Here is an 18,016-nt window from a genome sequence, read left to right as displayed (position 1 = left end):
CCCGTGAAGGACCTCGTCGGCAGCGTCCGACAGGGCATCGCCGACCTGTTCCAGGTGCCGGACGGCTACGAGGTCGTCCTCGGCAACGGCGGCTCGACCGCGTTCTGGGACGCCGCCGCGTTCGGGCTCGTCGAGCGCCGTGCCGAGAACCTGTCCTTCGGCGAGTTCGGCTCGAAGTTCGCCAAGGCCGTCGCCGCGCCGTGGCTCGAGGCGCCGCACGTCATCGAGGCTTCGGGTGGTTCGCTCGCCGCCCTCGAGCCGGTCGAGGGCGTGGACGTCTACGCCTACCCGCACAACGAGACCTCGACCGGCGTCATGGCGCCGGTGGTCCGCGCCGAGGGCGACGCCGGTGCCCTCACCGTGGTGGACGCGACGAGCGCCGCCGGTGGCGCTGCGTTCGACGTGTCCGCGACCGACGTCTACTACTTCGCCCCGCAGAAGAACTTCGCGTCGGACGGCGGGCTCTGGCTCGCGCTGTTCTCCCCCGCCGCGATCGAGCGGGTGGAGCGCATCGCGGCGAGCGACCGGTACATCCCGGAGTTCCTGTCGCTCAAGAACGCCGTCGACAACTCCCGGCTCGACCAGACGCTCAACACCCCGGCGCTCGCGACCCTGCTGCTCCTCGACGACCAGGTCCGCTGGATCAACGAGTCCGGGGGCATCGCGTGGGCCGACGCCCGGACGAAGCAGTCCTCGGGCACGGTCTACGACTGGGCGGCGTCGGTCGACTTCGCCACCCCGTTCGTGGCCGAGCCCTCCCACCGGTCGCAGGTCGTCGCCACGATCGACCTCGACGACGCGATCGACGCCAAGGCCGTGGCCGCGACGCTCCGCGCGAACGGCATCGTCGACACCGAGCCGTACCGGAAGCTCGGCCGCAACCAGCTCCGCATCGCGACCTTCACGGCGATCGAGCCGAGCGACGTCGCCCAGCTCACCAAGGCCATCGAGTACGTGGTTGGCGAGCTGTCGCGCTGACAGGCGTTCTGCACGGACGGGAGGCGCGGTGCCAGCTGGCACCGCGCCTCCCGTCCGTTGCTGGTCGCGTCGCGGACGACGCTCGTCTCCTCAGGACCGGTGGTGGTCCGGGTCGACCTCGCTCGCGTCGAGACGGTCGACCTCGAGGTCGTCGTCCGGGTCGACGGGGCGGACGCGCTGCGCGCGTCGCCGCCGTGCGCGCGGCGGCGCGACGGGCTCCGGCTCCGTGTCGTCCTCGTCCGACTCGTCGTCGTCGGCGTCCGCCGCGTCGTCGAGCTCGTCGACGTCCACGCCGTCGAGGTCGTCGTCGTCCGACTCGCTCAGGTCGTCCTCGTCGGTGTCGAAGTCGTCGTCGTCCGACTCGTCGTCGTCGGCCTCGTCGTCGTCCGGGTCGTCGTAGTCGGCGTCCTCGTCGTCCGCGTCGTCCTCGTCCTCGTCCGACTCGTCGTCGTCCGACTCGTCCTCGTCCGACTCGCCGTCGCCGTCGCCGTCGCCGTCCTCGCCCTCCTGCGCCGCGCGGTACTCCGCGAGCCGCTCGGACCAGGGCACCCACTCGGGCGCGACGAGCGAACCGTCTCCGGGCATGAGCTCGACCTCGAGCACCGTCGGCTCGTCGTCGCCGATCTTCGCGACCGAGACGGTCCAGCGCCAACCGGGGTACCCCGGCATGCGGTTGGCGAACCGGAGCGAGACGACGTCGTCGCCCTCGTCCACGGCGTCGACGAAGGCACCGACGGTCGAGTCCGGCGTGACCTCGAGGAGGGCGGTGCGCGCCAGGCGCTCGTACTCGTGCGTGGGCATCAGGCGTCCAACTGGTCGGCGACGTGACGGAGGATCGCGGCGAGGCGCTCCCCGTTCTTCGGGTAACGGCCGTGGCGGAGGTCCCCGCTGATCCGGTCGAGCTCCTTCACGAGGTCCTCGACGATCACGGCCATGTCGTCGGCCGAGCGACGGGACATCTTCGACAGTGACGGCTGCGGGTCGAGGAGCCGCACGCTGAGCGCCTGCGAGCCCTTCTTGCCCTGGACCACGCCGTACTCCAGGCGCGAACCGGCCTTCACGGTGGTGACGCCGTCCGGCAGCGAGGAGGCGTGCAGGAACACCTGGTCACCGTCGTCGCCGGTGATGAACCCGAACCCCTTCTGGTCGTCGTAGAACTTGACCTTGCCGGTGGGCATGCGTGGACTCCTCGTGGTCGTGGAACGGCCGTGGTGCGTCGGATATCCTGGGCCGATGGCCAAGCCGACCCGATCCACCGGGACTCCCCGCGTCGCAGCGGAGCCCTCGGTGACGTTCAATCGTACCGAACGCGTCCTCGGGTTCATGGTCGGAGGGATCTTCATCGCCGCCTTCCTGTGCCTCGTCGCCGTGATCGTCATGTGGCTCACCGTCCCGAGTGCCGGAGGTTCGATGCCGTGGCCGGTCATCATGGCCATCCCCCTCATCGGGCTCCCGATCGGCATGGTGCTCCTGTTCGCGCTCCTCGGCGTCGTCTGGACGCGACGGGCCCGCGAGAACCGGACGTCTCGCTGAGGACCCGGACCCGGTTCCGAGCGGACGGACGATGACGACCACCGCCGACCTCGCCGCCCGGCTCCGGGCGATGCCCGACGACGCCCTCGAGCGGCTCGTCGTCGCCCGACGGCTGCCCGCGGCGTCGCTCGCCGAGAGCGGGCCGCAGCACATCGCCGACTTCTTCGACCTGGCCGAGGCACTCCGGACCGACGACGCGGTCGACGCCGCGATCGAGCACCTGCCCCGCGCGGCGATCCTGGGCCTCCGGGACGGCGGCGCTCCGGAGGCGCTCGCGCCGGCGGTCGCGCTCGGCCTCGCGGACACGGACGGCGGCGTCGACGACGCGGTGACGGCCCGCCTGGCCGCCCACCCCGACCTGCTGGGCACGACGGACCAGCCGGGAGGCCCGGCACCCGTCCGCCCCGTCGCTCCCGTCGACGACGACGCGGCACGGGCGACCGGTGCCGAGCACGCGTTCGGCACCATGACGGTCCTGGCCGAACTGCTCCGGGCCGTCGAGGCCGGCGAGGTGCGCGAGCTCGTGAAGGGCGGCATCGGCACCCCGCTCGCGCGGACCCTCGGCGAGCGCCTGGGCACCGATCCCGAGGTCGTGCCGGACCGACTCACCCTCCTGCGCCGGACCGGTCTCGCGTCGCTCGACCGCGGTGCGTGGGACGTCTCGGAGCCCGGTGACGCGTGGCTCCTCGCGTCGTGGGAGGAGCGCTGGACGACCCTCACACGCGCCTGGCGGGACGCGCTCGACCCCGCCGTGCGCGAGGTCCTCGACCTCGCGGGCGCCGACTGGCACGACCTCGTCGCGACGGGTCGCTGGGCGTACCCGGCCGGTGCACGGTGGCTCGACGCCGAACTCCTGACGGTCGCGGGCACGGGGAGCGCGCTCGGCCTCGTGGTCGACGGCGCCCTCACGACCACGGGTGCCGCCCTGCTCGCCGGGGCCGCGGACGCAGCCGATCGCGCCGCCGCCGACCTGCCGGACACGGTGCCCGGCGTGTACCTGCAGCACGACCTCACCGTCATCGCTCCGGGGCCCCTCGCCCCGGCGGACGACGCCGAACTCCGTGCCGTCGCGACGCTCGAGGCGCCGGGTCTCGCGGCGCGGTACCGGGTGTCCGAGGAGTCGCTCGCGCGGGCCTTCCGGGCCGGTCTCGACCGCGACGCCGTGCTCGGGCGGTTCGAACGCCTGTCGGTGTCCGGGGTCCCCCAGCCGCTGGCGTACCTCGTCTACCAGGTCGCCGAGCGCGACGGCAGCATCGTCGTCGACCTCGGGCCCGGCGGTGTCGGTTCGGTCGTCCGCGGGACGGCCGACCAGCTCGACCTGATCGGTGTGGACGCCGAACTCCGGCAGGTGTCGTGGGAGCGGCCGGACCTCACCACGCTCACCACCCGGTACCCGGCGCAGGTCGTGCACACCGCGCTCCGCGACGCTCGCTACCCGGCCGTGCTGACGACCGCAGCCCAGGCGACCGTGGAGGCCGCGCCTCCCGTCCGCCGCGCAGCGGGACGCGACCCGCGGGAGGCAGCCCGCGCGCTCGTGGAGCGCCTCCGTCTCACCACCGAGCGCGCCGAGGGCGAGCCGGAGCAGGAGTGGCTCGGGCGGCAGATCGACCTCGCCGTGCGCGGACGCACACCGATCCGGCTCACGGTGCGCATGCCGGACGGCTCCGAGCGACCCTTCTCGATCGTGCCGACCTCGGTCGCTGCCGGACGCGTCCGGGGCAAGGACACGGCGGTCGACGTCGAGCGCACCCTGCCACTCTCCCTCGTGGTGGCTGTGGAGAGCGACGCCTGATCCACACCCCGGTCCGCGCGCAGGCGGAGCGCCTAGGCTGATCCGTCATGAACGGACCGCTGATCGTGCAGAGCGACCGCACGGTGCTGCTCGAGGTGGCACACGCCGACGCCGAGGACGCCCGCCACGAACTCGCCGTGTTCGCGGAGCTCGAGCGCGCGCCCGAGCACGTGCACACGTACCGCATCACGCGGCTCGGTCTCTGGAACGCACGTGCCGCCGGGCACGACGCCGAGGCGATGATCGACACGCTCGAGCGGTTCGCGAAGTTCCCGGTGCCGCAGAGCGTCACGGTCGACATCCGCGACACGGTGTCCCGCTACGGCCGGCTCGTCATCCGGCGCGAGGAACGGCCGGACGCTCCCACGATCGCGAACTCCCCCGGCGAGGAGCTCGAGCGCCAGCCCGTGCTGCTCCTCACCGCGACCGATCCGACGATCCTCGCCGAGGTCACCCGCTCGAAGCGCATCAAGCCGCTCCTGGGCGACCAGCGCTCCCCGGGGGAGATCGAGCTCGAGCCGTGGGCCCGCGGCCAGGTCAAGCAGGAGCTCGTGAAGCTCGGCTGGCCGGCGGAGGACCTCGCGGGCTACACGCCGGGCCAGCCGCACGCGATCGACCTCGCGACCGCCGACTGGCACCTCCGGCCGTACCAGGAACAGGCCGTCGACACCTTCTTCGCGCAGGGCTCCGGCGTCGTCGTGCTCCCGTGTGGTGCCGGCAAGACGCTCGTCGGCGCCGGAGCGATGGCGACCGTGAAGGCGACCACGCTCATCCTCGTGACGAACACCGTGTCCGCACGGCAGTGGCGCGACGAACTGCTGCGCCGGACGAGCCTCACCGCGGACGAGATCGGCGAGTACTCCGGCTCGGTGAAGGAGATCCGCCCGGTCACGATCGCGACGTACCAGATCCTCACCGCCCGGCGGAAGGGCGAGTACACGCACCTGTCGCTCCTCGACGCGCTCGACTGGGGGCTCATCGTCTACGACGAGGTCCACCTGCTGCCCGCACCGGTGTTCAAGCTCACCGCCGACCTGCAGGCCCGCCGGCGTCTCGGCCTCACCGCGACCCTCGTGCGCGAGGACGGGCGCGAAGGCGACGTCTTCTCGCTCATCGGGCCGAAGCGCTACGACGCCCCGTGGAAGGAGATCGAGGCGCAGGGCTACATCTCGCCGGCGTCATGCTACGAGGTCCGCATCGACCTGCCGCACGGCGACCGGCTGGAGTACGCGGCGTCCGGCGACGACGAGCGCTACCGCCTCGCCGCGACGACGCCGGCGAAGACCCCGGTCGTCCGGGAGCTCATCGAGAAGCACCGGGGCGAGCAGATCCTGGTCATCGGGCAGTACATCGACCAGCTCGACGCACTCGCCGAGTCCCTGGACGCCGCCGAGATCACCGGCGCGACCCCGGTCGACGAACGCGAGCGCCTGTTCCAGGCCTTCCGGACGGGCGCGATCGACGTGCTGGTGGTGTCGAAGGTCGCGAACTTCTCGGTCGACCTCCCCGACGCGACCGTGGCGATCCAGGTGTCGGGGTCCTTCGGCTCCCGGCAGGAAGAAGCGCAGCGACTCGGCCGACTCCTCCGCCCGAACAAGGACGGCCTGCCGGCGTCGTTCTACACGCTCGTCACGAGGGACACCGTCGACCAGGACTTCGCGCAGAACCGGCAGCGGTTCCTCGCCGAGCAGGGGTACTCGTACACGATCCTCGACGCCGACCAGGTGGCGGCTGCCGCGTAGCGGCCCGATTCCAGGGGGTGACCGGAGGGCGGCCTGGAGGCGCGGTGCCAGCCCGCACCGCGCCTCCAGGCCGTCCCGTGCTCACGCACGCACCGCTCTCAGGAAAGCCACAAGGAACGGTCAGATGATGGGGCCATGAGCGATGGCCCCAAGATCCTGATCGTCGACGACGAGCCGAACATCCGCGACCTGCTGACGACCTCCCTGCGCTTCGCCGGTTTCGCCGTGCGTGCCGTGGGCAACGGCGCGCAGGCCATCTCCGCCGTGCTCGAGGAAGAGCCCGACCTCATCATCCTCGACGTCATGCTCCCCGACATGAACGGCTTCGGCGTCACCAAGCGCCTGCGCTCCTCGGGCTACACGTCGCCGATCCTGTTCCTCACCGCGAAGGACGACACCGAGGACAAGATCACCGGCCTCACGGTCGGCGGCGACGACTACGTGACCAAGCCGTTCTCGCTCGACGAGATCGTCGCCCGCATCAAGGCCATCCTCCGTCGCACGATGAACGACGAAGAGGACGCCATCATCCGCGCCGGCGAGCTCACGATGGACCAGGACACCCACGAGGTCACCATCGGCGACGCGCAGATCGAGCTCTCCCCCACCGAGTTCAAGCTGCTCCGCTACCTCATGCTCAACCCGAACCGGGTGCTCTCGAAGGCCCAGATCCTCGACCACGTGTGGGAGTACGACTTCAACGGCGACGCGGGCATCGTCGAGTCCTACATCTCGTACCTCCGCCGCAAGCTCGACCAGTACTCGGCCGAGCCGGTCATCCAGACCAAGCGCGGCTTCGGCTACATGCTCAAGGCCGCCAAGGCCTCCTAGGCGCAGTTCTTCACGGCGGCCGTCCGGTTTCACCGGGCGGTCGCTGTCTATCGTTGGGGCAGCATGCACACGCGAATGAGCCGCTGGTGGGACGGGATCTCCCTGCGCACCAAGATCACCGGGATCACGGTGCTCCTGGTCGCGCTCGGTCTCCTCGTCGCCGGGCTCGGCACGATGACGGTGCTGTCGACGTACCTCATGCTGCAGCTCGACAACAGCGTCAAGCAGACGACCGAGCAGCTCGAGGGCCAGAACATCAGCGACGGCGAGCAGTACTGCAACGTCTCCGTGGTGCTGTCGGCGAGCGTGTACGTCGCGGCCTACGACGACTCCGGACACCGCATCTGCCAGACGAAGTCCTCGAGCCGTCCGGCGATCACCGGCACCGAGCTCGCCCGTGCTGCACAGAGCTCGGACCGCGTCACCCTGTACGACGCCCAGCACGACCACGAGTGGCGCGCCCAGGTCATCCCCGCCTCCCTGCAGAACCGGTCCGACGGCGTGACGAACACGGGCTACGTGCTCGTCGCGGTGTCGAGCGCCACCGCGGACCAGACGATCCTCCGGTTCACCGTCATCTTCCTGTTCTTCGGCATCGCGGTGATCCTGCTCGGCGCGATGCTCACGCGGCTCCTCGTCACAGCGACCTTCGACCCCTTGCGCGACGTCGAGGACACCGCTGCGCGCTTCGCCGCCGGGGACTTCAACCAGCGACTCGAGGCAGACACCCCGAACACCGAGGTCGGGCGCCTCAACCGTTCCCTCAACGTCATGCTCGAGCGCATCGACACCGCCTTCGAGGACCGCGAGCGCACCATCGACCAGATGCGCCGGTTCGTCGGTGACGCCTCCCACGAACTCCGGACGCCGCTCGTCTCGCTCCGTGGGTACGCCGAGCTCTACCGCATGGGCGCCCTCCGCAAGGAAGAAGACGTCGCGCAGGCCATGGAGCGCATCGAGAAAGAGGCCCAGCGCATGGGTCTGCTCGTGCAGGACCTGCTCCAGCTGGCCCGCATCGACGAGTCGAAGCCGCTCGAGCTCGGCCCCGTCGACCTCGTGTCGATCGCCCGCGACTCGGCGCTCGACACCATGGCGTCGAACCCTGACCGCGAGATCCAGGTGCTCGTCGAGGACAGTGTCACCGGCGAGAGCGTCCCGCAGGCCGTCCGTCCGGCGATGTCCGAGACGGGCGAGGTCCCCGCCTCCCCGAACTCGGCTTCCGCCAACACGACCGGGCCGATCGCGTTCTCGCGCCAGACGATCGCCCGTCTCCGAGCACGACGCAACCGCGCGATGAGCCTCGACGCCGCCCCGACCGACGAGACGACCCCGCTGCCCACGGTCGTGCTGCCGAAGCGCCCGCCGATCGTCCTCGCCGAGGAGAACAAGATCCGGCAGGTCGTGACGAACCTGATGGGCAACGCGATGCGGTTCACGCCGTCGGACGACCCCATCGAGATCGGCATCGGCGTCGACGAGGAGCGCGGGATGGCGAACATCGACGTCATCGACCACGGCGAGGGCATCCCGCCGCAGCTCCGCGACAAGATCTTCCAGCGCTTCTGGCGTGCGGACACCTCCCGCGCTCGCGACACCGGCGGCTCCGGGCTGGGGCTCGCGATCGTGTCCGGGATCGTGCAGGCGCACCACGGGTCGGTCGAGGTGTTCGACACCGAGGGCGGCGGCGCGACCTTCCGCGTGTGGCTCCCCCTGCTGCCGCGCGACTGGACGCCCCCGGCCCCCGAGGCCGCTCCCGCCGCCTGACCCGCGGCGCGGGTGCGCCTCTTGCGCCGAGCCCTCGGCCGCGCCGAGGTTCCGAAATTCCGGCATCTTGCGGACGCGACACGCCCTGCCCTGGAACCTCGGCACGGGACGCGCGGCGAGCCGCGGAATTTCAGCGCGTCCCCCCTCGCAGCTCAGGCGGAGGGTCGCCCCGATTCGAGTCGTCGTTGCACGAAGGCTTGTCGAAGACGTTCGAAGAGGACGGCAGGTCGAGTCGCGTCCGCAGAGGTGGCGTGCACGAGGATCCAGTCGTTCACGACGAAACCGTTCGATCGTCGCTGGTCGTGCTGGAACGTCGAACGTTCACGATGGTGGTCCCCGTCGTACTCGAGGCCGATCCGAAGTGACGGCCACGCGAGATCGACCCTGCCCAGGAACGCTCCGCGGTCATCGAAGACCTCCACGTTCACGTCCGGTTCAGGGAAGCCGGCATCGATGACGGCAAGGCGGAACTTGGTTTCCATCGGAGATTCGACTCCGCCGCGGACCAGGGCCAGCGCTGCTCGTGCGCGCCCCGCCGCCCGACCGCCCGGGATGATCGCCGCGGCCAGGTCGTCGATGCTCGCGAGTTCCGCCGCGCCGACGAAGTAGTCTCCGAGAACCACCAGCTCCACGAGCGTGCACAGACTGGCACATTCGAACCAGCAGCGGGCCGGAGGACTCACCCGGAGCCCCCGGGCGATCGCCGGTTGGAGACCATCGACGCGCGTGCGGTGAGGCGTCACCTGCGGACGCCGCATGATCGGAGCCGTCCCGATCGAGCTGACGTGGACGGGGTCGCCGTCGAAGCGGCTGGGCACCGGAGCGCCCCAGATACGCGCCGCGTCGACATGGCTGATGAACTGGTCGTCGCGGAGCACGAGTGCGATGGCCTCCACGGTCGTGACCGGGATGCCTGCCCGTGCCCGGACGCCGTGTACGGGCGCTGTGAGGTCTCGACGGGTGAGCCTCGACCGTGGGATGCCCTCGGCCAGCGCATCGCGCACTCGGAAGGCACGCTTCGATGGCTTCTCCTGGGCACGGTCGTCGCTCCGCATGCCGAAAGCGTCGCGAACCGCGCGCCCGCGTGTGCGCCTGCCCTCGCATCTGTGGAGAACCAGGGCGAGCCGCGCCTCCTGTCCGACGGCGCACAGCCGCTCCAGGTTCCACGACTCGCCGCCGGTACCGCACCGAGGTTCCACGGAGGAGCTGCTCCTGGCGCTGAATGCCGCTTTTTCGGAACCTCGGCGGGCCGAGGCACCCACCCGCACCCCACACGCGGAAGGGCCCCCGCACGCGCAGCGTGCGAGGGCCCTTCCGGCTACCGGGACTAGAAGTCCATGCCACCCGTGGGGTCGCCGGCCGGCATGGCCGGAGCCTTCTCGGGCTTGTCGGCGACGACGGCCTCGGTCGTGAGGAACAGACCGGCGATCGACGCGGCGTTCTGCAGCGCCGAGCGCGTGACCTTGGCCGGGTCGATGATGCCCGCGGCGACGAGGTCGACGTACTCGCCGGTCGCGGCGTTGAGGCCGTGACCCGACTCGAGCTCGCGGACCTTCGCGGCGACGACGCCCGGCTCGAGACCGGCGTTCAGCGCGATCTGCTTGAGCGGCGCGTCGATGGCCACGCGGACGATGTTCGCACCGGTCGCCTCGTCGCCCTGCAGGTCGAGCGAGTCGAGCGCGACGGACGCCTGGATGAGCGCGACGCCACCACCGGCGACGATGCCCTCTTCGACGGCGGCCTTCGCGTTGCGGACGGCGTCCTCGATGCGGTGCTTGCGCTCCTTGAGCTCGACCTCGGTCGCGGCACCCGCCTTGATGACGGCCACGCCACCGGCGAGCTTCGCGAGGCGCTCCTGGAGCTTCTCGCGGTCGTAGTCGGAGTCGGTCGCCTCGATCTCGGAGCGGATCTGACGGACGCGGCCCGCGATCTGCTCGTCGTCGCCGGCACCCTCGATGATCGTGGTCTCGTCCTTGGTGATGATCACCTTGCGGGCCTTGCCCAGCAGGTCGAGCGTCGCGTTCTCGAGCTTGAGGCCCACCTCTTCCGAGATGACCTGGCCACCGGTGAGGATCGCGATGTCCTGCAGCATGGCCTTGCGGCGGTCGCCGAAGCCCGGGGCCTTGACGGCGACGGACTTGAAGATGCCACGGATCTTGTTCACGACGAGGGTCGCGAGGGCTTCGCCGTCGACGTCCTCGGCGATGATGAGGAGCTGCTTGCCCGCCTGGATCACCTTGTCGACGACCGGGAGCAGGTCCTTGATGTTGGAGATCTTCGAGTTGACGATGAGGATGTACGGGTCCTCGAAGACGGCTTCCTGGCGCTCCGGGTCCGTCACGAAGTACTGCGACAGGTAGCCCTTGTCGAAGCGCATGCCCTCGGTGAGCTCGAGCTCGGTGCCGAAGGTGTTCGACTCCTCGACGGTGACGACGCCTTCCTTGCCGACCTTGTCGATCGCCTCGGCGATGAGCTCACCGATGGTGGTGTCGGCGGCCGAGATCGACGCGGTCGCGGCGATCTGGTCCTTGGTCTCGATGTCCTTCGCGTTGGCGAGGAGCTGGTCGGAGACGGCGGCGACGGCCTTCTCGATGCCGCGCTTGAGCGACACGGGGTCGGCGCCGGCTGCGACGTTGCGGAGGCCCTCGCGGACGAGCGCCTGGGCGAGCACGGTCGCGGTGGTCGTACCGTCACCGGCGACGTCGTCGGTCTTCTTCGCGACCTCCTTGACGAGCTCGGCGCCGATCTTCTCGTACGGGTCGTCGAGCTCGATCTCCTTGGCGATGGAGACACCGTCGTTCGTGATCGTGGGGGCGCCCCACTTCTTCTCGAGGACGACGTTGCGGCCGCGCGGGCCGAGCGTCACCTTCACGGCGTCGGCCAGGGTGTTCAGGCCGCGCTCGAGGCCACGACGGGCCTCCTCGTCGAAAGCAATGATCTTAGCCATGTGAGTTTCTCGTCCCTCCCGGACGTCGTCATGGGGGTCGTGCTGGCACTCAGCGTGAGCGAGTGCCAACGCCGATTCTGGCACTCGACGGGTGCGAGTGCAACACAGCCGGGAGGCACGGGTCGACTTCCCAGGTCGGGTTCCGCCACCAGCGCACGCGCCCGCGCACCCTCCCACACCGACCGCACACGCGGCGGGCACGACGAACGCGCCGCACACGCGGCGGACACGACGAACGCGCCGCCCCGGAGGGGGACGACGCGTTCCGGAGTGGTTCGGTGGCTCAGGCGGGCCGGACCGCCTCCGCCTGCGGGCCCTTCGCGCCGGTGCCGACGTCGAACGTGACCGCCTGCCCCTCCTCGAGGACCTTGTAGCCCGACATGTCGATGGCCGAGTAGTGCACGAACACGTCCTGGCCACCTCCATCGACGGTGATGAAGCCGAAGCCCTTCTCGGCGTTGAACCACTTGACCGTTCCGTTGGCCATGATTGTTGCTCCCTGCGGTGGTGCTGCTGCGATCGACGGCGTCGTCGGTGCGACTCCTCGCAGTGACTCTTGCGCACGGATGCCGATCCGACAAGAGGTGTGACGTCGATTCACGTCCATTCCGTGCAATCGCAACGCGCCGGAAACACGTTCGTCACGAATGCGTGCGGAATGCGGGTGGAATGCGCGTCAACCGGTGTAGTCGGACCCGAGGACGACGCTGACGTCGGCGTTCGGGAACGCCGTGGACTGCTGCACGGCGGTGGTCCCGAGGGACTGTGCGATGCCCCGCGCGACCGCCGCCGACTCCGCCGAGCGGTAGTACACGATCGTCTGCGTGGTCCCGGTGGTGCCTGCGTCGCCCGTCGAGGCGATCTTCCACCCGGCACCGGTCAGCGCGGTGCTGGCCCGGCCGGCGAGCCCGGTGGTCGTGGTGCCGTTCAGCACGACGACGCTCGTGGTGCCCTGCTGCGCCGGGGTCGCGGCGGATGCACCCGCTCCGGAGCCCGACGACGCGGACGGAGACGAGGACGGAGACGGCTTCGCGGTCGCCGAGGCCGACGGGGTCGGGGACGACGCGCTCCCGCCGGAGTCGTTGCCGTCCGAGAGTCCGGTGGTCGCCAGCCCGAGCCCGAGGACGCCGAGACCGACGAGGACGCCCGTCGCGAGGGCAGCCCACGCGAACACGATCCAGCCGCGGCCCCGACGCTGGGGGCCGCGGTGTGCACCGACGCGCGGTCCGTCGGTGACGTCGTCGAACCGGTCTCGGGGGAATCTCTCGGTCATCGGTCCTCTTCACGGGGTTCTGGTGCGGCCCCGGGGAGCGCGAAGCTGCGCCCCGCCCGCGCCGTGACGCGAGCGCGCCGGAGTCGTTGCAGCCGGGTGACGAGCTGCGGGTCGTACGCGAGCGCCGCCGGGGAGTCGATCACGCGGTCGAGCACCTGGTAGTACCGAGCCGGCGACATGTCGAACTCGACGCGGATCTCCGCCTCCTTCGTGCGGTCGTGCCGTGCCCGGTCGTGCTCGAACGCGAGCACGTGCAGGTCGAGCTCGCTGAGCGCGTCTGCGGGGGTGGTGGTCACGACGGTCCGATCACGAGGCGGTTGGGCACGGTCTCGCACATCGTAGGGGCGCCGCGTCGCCGGACCCTGGCACGGCGCTGGACTGTCGCGAAGCCGGTCACAGGTCCCGGCGCCGCAGGTCACAGGTCCCGGTCTCAGGTCCCGGAGCCACGGGTCACGGGTCCCGGAGCCACGCGTCGCGGGTCACGGGGCCACACGGGTCCCGGAGCGCACGGTCACAGGTCCCGCAGCCACCGCACCCGCGTGCCGAACGGGTCGCACACCGCGACCGCGACCCCGTCGAGCGAGACGGTCGCGAACGCATCGGGGTCGTCCGGGTCGACGTCGGCGGGCAGGGTCGCCGCCACCCCTGCGAGGATGCCGGTCCGCTCGAGGGCGACCCAGTGCACGCCCCGTTCCGCGAGACGGTCGACCACGCGTTGCCGATCGGTCCCCGGCACGTACACGAGGGTCCCCGTCGTGAGGACGACCGGCTCGCAGTCGTCCGGCAGGTGGTCGAGTGCGCGGTCGAGGTCGCCGGGCAGGGTCCCCCGCAGTCGGACGGGAGGCACGGCGCGCGCCGCGGACGCCGCATCGCGCATCAGCGCGGTCCGGTCCGTCGCCTCGGGCGGGACGGCCTCGACGAGCCGGTCGAACGCGCCCGGCTCGGTCAGGTCGATCGGGTTCGGGTCGAGGGCGACGCGCGCTCCGATGCGCACGGGCACCGACGCCGGTGCCGGGACGACACCGCTGGCCTCCGCGACGAGGTGGAGCGCGGGCTCAGCGACCGCGGTGTGCATCCGGACGCGCGCGGTTCGCGCCCCCTCCCGGACGACGCGCCCCGTCGCACCGGGGCGCGATGTCCATCCGGGGGCGCGCAGGCGGCCACCGACGTCCGCCCCCGTGTAGTCGAGTGTCACGCGGTCCGGGATCGAGCAGAGTCCCGCCGCGGCGCCCGCGTCGACGAGGCCGAGCGGCTGCGACGACCGCGCGGCGAGCGCCGCGAACAGCGGGACGACCGGGGCGAGCCGCCGCGGGTCGTTGGCCTGCACCGTGGCGGACGGGAGCTGCGTGACCAGGGCGAGTCGTGCCTCCCGGCCGAGTGCGCGGAGCGCGTCCGGATCCGTCGGGTGCGCACCCAGCCGCCGGGCCACCGCGAAGACCAGCTCCGGCTGCCGGCGCTGCTCGGGGAGCGAGTCGAGGAGCGCGACGAGGTCGTCGTCGAGCGACCGTGCCCACGCTGCGTAGGACGGGGAGACCGGTTCGATGCGGTCGGCGTACGCGCGGTAGCGGTCGCGCGTGGTCACGGGCGGTGCATCCCGACGTGCGGGATGCCGGCCTCGACGTAGGGCGCACCGAACCGGACGAAGCCGTGCTGCTCGTAGAGGCCGGCGACGTACTCCTGCGCGTGCAGGACGAAGGGCTCGTGCCCGTGCTCCGCGAGGACCGCCGCGACCAACCGCCCCGCGATGCCCTGCCCGCGGTGCCGGGGGTCGGTCGCGACCCGGCCGATCACCCACTCCGGCGCGGCCGCTCCGGCCGGGTGGTCCTCGTCCGGCGCGGGACGGACGAGGCGCAGGTACCCGACCGCTTCGGTGTCCGTTCCGAACCACCAGTGCTCGGTGTCGGCGTGCCGGTCACGGCCGTCGAAGTCCTCGGCGGTGACCCGCTGCTCGAGGGCGAAGACGCGGTTCCGGAGCACCACGATGCCGTACAGTTCGTCAGTCGTCAGACGGCCCCAGCGGGCGCGGTGCACGGAATGCTCGGACATCGGCGCGAGTTTACTGAAGGTGGCCGTCCAGCAGCGGCCGAGGAGCAGGAGGAAGCAATGGCATACAACGTCGACAAGTCCGACGCCCAGTGGCGCGAGGAGCTCTCCCCGGACCAGTACGCCGTCCTGCGTCAGGCCGGTACCGAGCGTCCGTGGACGGGTGAACTCCTCGACGAGGAGCGTGCCGGCGTCTACACGTGTGCGGCGTGCGGCGCGGAGCTGTTCAAGAGCGGGACGAAGTTCGACTCCGGCTGCGGCTGGCCGTCGTTCTACGAGTCGGTCCGTCCGGACGCCGTGCAGCTGATCGAGGACAACTCCCTCGGGATGCAGCGCACCGAGGTCCGATGCGCGAACTGCGGGGGCCACCTGGGACACGTCTTCCCGGACGGCTTCGGGACCCCGACGGGCGACCGCTACTGCATGAACTCGATCTCGCTGAACTTCTCGGCGACCGAGTGACACCGGACGCGCCCCGGTAGAGTGGGCGCGTCAGCCGGCATGGCGCAATTGGTAGCGCACCGTACTTGTAATACGGGGGTTGCGGGTTCGAGTCCCGCTGCCGGCCCGGATCCCCAGGGGAAGACGGAGGCCCGGGCGACTTGATCGCCCGGGCCTCCGGCGTACGTGGAACACGGATCAGGGGGTGTTCCTCATCGCTCGACGCGGTAACCAGCCGGTCGTGGGAAGAGGATGACACCGCACCGAAACCGAAGTCCACACGTCGATGCCGATTACGCGGCTTTCCGCATGGACGTCGCAGCGGGCGGTCAGCGTCCTCCCGTGATGTTGCGGTTCCGCTGCGCCACACCTGCGGTTCCGTACGGGTAGTCGTCGATCCGGGGAGCGCTCGCCTCGGTGAGCGACCGGAGCTCGGACTCGTCCAGTACGAGGTCCGCCGCACCGAGGTTGTCCTCGAGCTGCGACACGGTGCGGGCGCCGAGGATGACGCTCGTGACGGCGGGCTGGGCGAGGAGCCAGGCGAGGGCGACCTGGGACTTCGATGCACCGTGCGCGTCGGCGACCGCGGACACGGCGTCGAGGACGGCCCAGGTGCGCTCGTCGCCGTTGCGGGCCTCCCACGCCTCCATGCCGCGCTGCGGGTTCTCGCCGAGACGCGTGGCGCCGGTGGGGGCCTCGTCGCGCTGGTACTTGCCGGAGAGCCAGCCGCCGGCGAGGGGCGACCAGGGCAGCAGGCCGATGCCGGCGTCGAGGCAGGCCGGGACGACCTCGTGCTCGATGTCGCGCACGAGGAGGTTGTACTGCGGCTGGAGCGTGACCGGCGGCGCCCAGCCGTGGCCCTTCGCCTCGTAGACGGCCTTGGTGATCTGGTAGCCGAGGTAGTTCGAGAACCCGTAGGAGCCGATCTTGCCGGCGGAGACGGCGTCGTCGAGGAAGCGCAGGGTCTCCTCGATCGGGGTGAGGGCGTCCCACGCGTGCATCTGGTACAGGTCGATGGTCTCGACGCCGAGGCGCTCGAGCGAGGCGTCGAGGGCGCGGGACAGGTGGCGCCGGGAGAGACCGACGTCGTTCGGGCCGTCACCCTGCGGGAAGCGGCCCTTGGTGGCGAGCACGACCTGCTGCGCCTCGGTCGGGTGCGCTTTCAGCCAGCGACCGATGATGCGCTCGGACTCGTTGCCGGAGTACACGTCGGCGGTGTCGACGAGCGTGCCGCCGGCCGCGACGAACGTGTCGAGCATCTGGTGGGAGGTGGGTTCGTCGGCTTCGCTGCCGAACGTCATGGTGCCGAGGGTCAGCGTCGACACCGATGTCCCGCTGTTGCCGAGGAGTCTGTAGTCCATGGCCGGGACGGTACGCCGGGGCCCCTCCTGCAGCGAGGACCTGCGAGTACCTGTCAGCGCGCGCCGGACAGGGCACGAGCGCTCAACCCTGCAGGAACGCGATCGCCGCCTGGCGGAAGCCACGGGACGTCGGCGCGCCGAACCGTGTCACCGCGTGGTTGCGCCCTCTAGGAACGCGATCGCCGCCTGGCGGAAGTCGCGGGAAGTGGGGGCGTTGAAGTGGTTCCGCCCCGGGATCTCGAAGAACCCCGCGTCCGGTGCCGCAGCGGCGAGCCGCACCGCGCTGTCCTTGATGCCGTCCTCGCTCCCCGCAGCCATGAGCAGCGGCTGCGCCGGCGCGTTCTCGGGCGTGGGCTCGATGCTGTCCCGCATCCCCTCGACCATCGCGACGAGGGCCCGGAGGTCGTTGCCCTCGACGTTCCCCGCCATCGTGAGGTAGCCGTTCGTCACCCGGTCCTCGATCGGCGTGCCGTCCGCGAGGTACGCCTTCGCCTGGTCCACAGCGACGCGACGCATCGGGTCGGCGTCCGGGATGCCGCCGAGGACGGCCCGCGACACCCGGTCGGGCAGCTGCTCCGCGGCGTGCCAACCGACGCGGGCACCGAGCGAGTACCCGAGGTAGGCGACGTCGTCGAGCAGGTAGGTGTCGATCACGCTGACGACGTCGGCGACGAGGAGCTCCATCGAGTACGCGGAGGGGTCGTGCGGCTTCGCGGAGGCACCGTGCCCGCGCTGGTCGAGCGCGACGACCCGGTACCCGGCGCGGAGCAGGTCACGCGTCCACCCGGAGGCGTGCCAGTTGAGGAGGGCACCGGAGGCGAAGCCGTGCACCGCGACGACGACCGGTGCGTCCGGGTCGCCGAAGTCGTAGGTCGCGATCGGGAGGCCGTCCGGGGACATCACGGCACGTGGTCGGGGCGCTTCGGGGACGAGTGACATGGCGACCCCAGGCTAGCGGGGCACTGTGGTCGCCATGGACGGGTACGGAGCGGACCAGATCCGGGCGGCGGAGCGGCCGCACCTCGACGCGGGTGAACCCCTGATGCAGCGGGCGGCCGACGGGCTCGCCCGGGTCGTCGCGGACCTCCTCGACGACCCGGCCGTGCGGCCGGGCGAGGGGCCGGGGACGGTCCTGCTGCTGGTGGGCAGCGGCGACAACGGCGGTGACGCCCTGTACGCGGGTGCGCGGCTGGCATCGGCCGGGAGGCACGTGGCGGTGCTGCGCGTCGGCTCGCGCGTCCACGGGGCGGGCCTGGCAGCGGCGCTGGACGCCGGGGCGCTCCTCCTGGACGGCCCGACCGACCCCGGGGC

19 protein-coding genes and 1 tRNA gene are annotated in these 18,016 nt (G+C 71.3%); 9 read left to right on the top strand and 11 right to left on the bottom strand.

Features of this window, described 5'->3' with window-relative positions; translation table 11 throughout:
- Window positions 1-978, top strand: a 978-nt coding sequence (serC, locus tag ACSW7Y_RS09455) for a phosphoserine transaminase (RefSeq protein ID WP_438126043.1), incomplete at its 5' end; no start/stop codon positions are given.
- A 90-nt stretch (window positions 979-1,068) separates the two neighbouring features.
- On the opposite strand, the gene ACSW7Y_RS09450 is transcribed toward serC, so the two are convergent.
- On the bottom strand, window positions 1,069-1,779 hold the full coding sequence (locus ACSW7Y_RS09450) for a DUF3027 domain-containing protein (protein WP_438126042.1): 711 nt from the start codon (window positions 1,777-1,779) through the stop codon (window positions 1,069-1,071).
- Window positions 1,779-2,156 carry a cold-shock protein gene (locus tag ACSW7Y_RS09445; protein WP_438126041.1) on the bottom strand — a complete coding sequence of 126 codons (378 nt, stop codon included), beginning with the start codon at window positions 2,154-2,156 and terminating at the stop codon, window positions 1,779-1,781. The genes ACSW7Y_RS09450 and ACSW7Y_RS09445 overlap by 1 nt, the downstream gene beginning before the upstream one ends.
- Before the next feature lie 55 nt (window positions 2,157-2,211).
- Between ACSW7Y_RS09445 and ACSW7Y_RS09440 the strand changes: the two genes are divergently transcribed.
- The 5 genes from ACSW7Y_RS09440 to ACSW7Y_RS09420 all read left to right on the top strand — a co-directional run bounded on the left by ACSW7Y_RS09440 (window position 2,212) and on the right by ACSW7Y_RS09420 (window position 8,640).
- On the top strand, window positions 2,212-2,511 hold the full coding sequence (locus ACSW7Y_RS09440; protein WP_438126040.1) for a hypothetical protein: 300 nt from the start codon (window positions 2,212-2,214) through the stop codon (window positions 2,509-2,511).
- A 31-nt stretch (window positions 2,512-2,542) separates the two neighbouring features.
- Window positions 2,543-4,303 carry a helicase-associated domain-containing protein gene (locus ACSW7Y_RS09435; protein WP_438126039.1) on the top strand — a complete coding sequence of 587 codons (1,761 nt, stop codon included), beginning with the start codon at window positions 2,543-2,545 and terminating at the stop codon, window positions 4,301-4,303.
- Window positions 4,304-4,350: 47 nt separating this feature from the next.
- On the top strand, window positions 4,351-6,045 hold the full coding sequence (locus ACSW7Y_RS09430; RefSeq protein ID WP_438126038.1) for a DNA repair helicase XPB: 1,695 nt from the start codon (window positions 4,351-4,353) through the stop codon (window positions 6,043-6,045).
- Window positions 6,046-6,180: 135 nt separating this feature from the next.
- A complete protein-coding gene (locus ACSW7Y_RS09425) occupies window positions 6,181-6,876 on the top strand; it encodes a response regulator transcription factor (RefSeq protein ID WP_022903465.1) in 696 nt (231 codons plus the stop codon).
- A 63-nt stretch (window positions 6,877-6,939) separates the two neighbouring features.
- A complete protein-coding gene (locus ACSW7Y_RS09420) occupies window positions 6,940-8,640 on the top strand; it encodes a sensor histidine kinase (RefSeq protein ID WP_438126037.1) in 1,701 nt (566 codons plus the stop codon).
- 152 nt (window positions 8,641-8,792) lie between these two features.
- Here ACSW7Y_RS09420 and ACSW7Y_RS09415 read toward each other — a convergent pair whose 3' ends face one another.
- From ACSW7Y_RS09415 to ACSW7Y_RS09385, 7 genes are all read right to left on the bottom strand, one after another.
- A complete protein-coding gene (locus ACSW7Y_RS09415) occupies window positions 8,793-9,695 on the bottom strand; it encodes a hypothetical protein (protein ID WP_438126036.1) in 903 nt (300 codons plus the stop codon).
- 272 nt (window positions 9,696-9,967) lie between these two features.
- Window positions 9,968-11,587, bottom strand: a complete 1,620-nt coding sequence (groL, locus tag ACSW7Y_RS09410) for a chaperonin GroEL (protein WP_438126035.1) — start codon at window positions 11,585-11,587, stop codon at window positions 9,968-9,970.
- Window positions 11,588-11,870: 283 nt separating this feature from the next.
- Window positions 11,871-12,074 carry a cold-shock protein gene (locus ACSW7Y_RS09405; RefSeq protein ID WP_058726184.1) on the bottom strand — a complete coding sequence of 68 codons (204 nt, stop codon included), beginning with the start codon at window positions 12,072-12,074 and terminating at the stop codon, window positions 11,871-11,873.
- Window positions 12,075-12,263: 189 nt separating this feature from the next.
- The gene (locus ACSW7Y_RS09400; protein ID WP_438126034.1) at window positions 12,264-12,860 is read right to left on the bottom strand and encodes a LytR C-terminal domain-containing protein; all 597 of its coding nucleotides are present in this window, start codon (window positions 12,858-12,860) and stop codon (window positions 12,264-12,266) included.
- Window positions 12,857-13,156 carry a DUF3263 domain-containing protein gene (locus ACSW7Y_RS09395; protein WP_438126033.1) on the bottom strand — a complete coding sequence of 100 codons (300 nt, stop codon included), beginning with the start codon at window positions 13,154-13,156 and terminating at the stop codon, window positions 12,857-12,859. The genes ACSW7Y_RS09400 and ACSW7Y_RS09395 overlap by 4 nt, the downstream gene beginning before the upstream one ends.
- 215 nt (window positions 13,157-13,371) lie before the next feature.
- Window positions 13,372-14,442, bottom strand: coding sequence for a DUF2332 family protein (locus ACSW7Y_RS09390; protein WP_438126032.1), 1,071 nt, complete (start codon window positions 14,440-14,442; stop codon window positions 13,372-13,374).
- Window positions 14,439-14,906 (bottom strand): GNAT family N-acetyltransferase, encoded by a 468-nt coding sequence (locus ACSW7Y_RS09385; RefSeq protein WP_438126031.1) that lies wholly within the window; start codon window positions 14,904-14,906, stop codon window positions 14,439-14,441. Before ACSW7Y_RS09385 ends, ACSW7Y_RS09390 begins: the two co-directional genes overlap by 4 nt.
- A 57-nt stretch (window positions 14,907-14,963) precedes the next feature.
- Between ACSW7Y_RS09385 and msrB the strand changes: the two genes are divergently transcribed.
- Both msrB and ACSW7Y_RS09375 read left to right on the top strand, forming a co-directional pair.
- Window positions 14,964-15,365 carry a peptide-methionine (R)-S-oxide reductase MsrB gene (msrB, locus tag ACSW7Y_RS09380; RefSeq protein WP_438126030.1) on the top strand — a complete coding sequence of 134 codons (402 nt, stop codon included), beginning with the start codon at window positions 14,964-14,966 and terminating at the stop codon, window positions 15,363-15,365.
- A 33-nt stretch (window positions 15,366-15,398) separates the two neighbouring features.
- A tRNA-Thr gene (locus ACSW7Y_RS09375) sits at window positions 15,399-15,471 on the top strand.
- 202 nt (window positions 15,472-15,673) lie between these two features.
- Here ACSW7Y_RS09375 and ACSW7Y_RS09370 read toward each other — a convergent pair.
- On the bottom strand, window positions 15,674-16,705 hold the full coding sequence (locus ACSW7Y_RS09370; RefSeq protein ID WP_438126029.1) for an aldo/keto reductase: 1,032 nt from the start codon (window positions 16,703-16,705) through the stop codon (window positions 15,674-15,676).
- A gap of 147 nt (window positions 16,706-16,852) precedes the next feature.
- Window positions 16,853-17,644: an alpha/beta fold hydrolase gene (locus tag ACSW7Y_RS09365; RefSeq protein WP_438126028.1), complete on the bottom strand. Its 792-nt coding sequence runs from the start codon at window positions 17,642-17,644 to the stop codon at window positions 16,853-16,855.
- Window positions 17,645-17,678: 34 nt separating this feature from the next.
- Between ACSW7Y_RS09365 and ACSW7Y_RS09360 the strand changes: the two genes are divergently transcribed.
- A partial coding sequence (locus ACSW7Y_RS09360) for an NAD(P)H-hydrate epimerase (protein ID WP_438126027.1) occupies window positions 17,679-18,016 on the top strand: 338 nt, incomplete at its 3' end.

This window comes from Curtobacterium flaccumfaciens, from assembly GCF_051548005.1.
GTDB lineage: Bacteria > Actinomycetota > Actinomycetes > Actinomycetales > Microbacteriaceae > Curtobacterium.
Note: the sequence above shows the minus strand (reverse complement) of the source record. Positions and strands in the feature narration are given on the sequence as shown.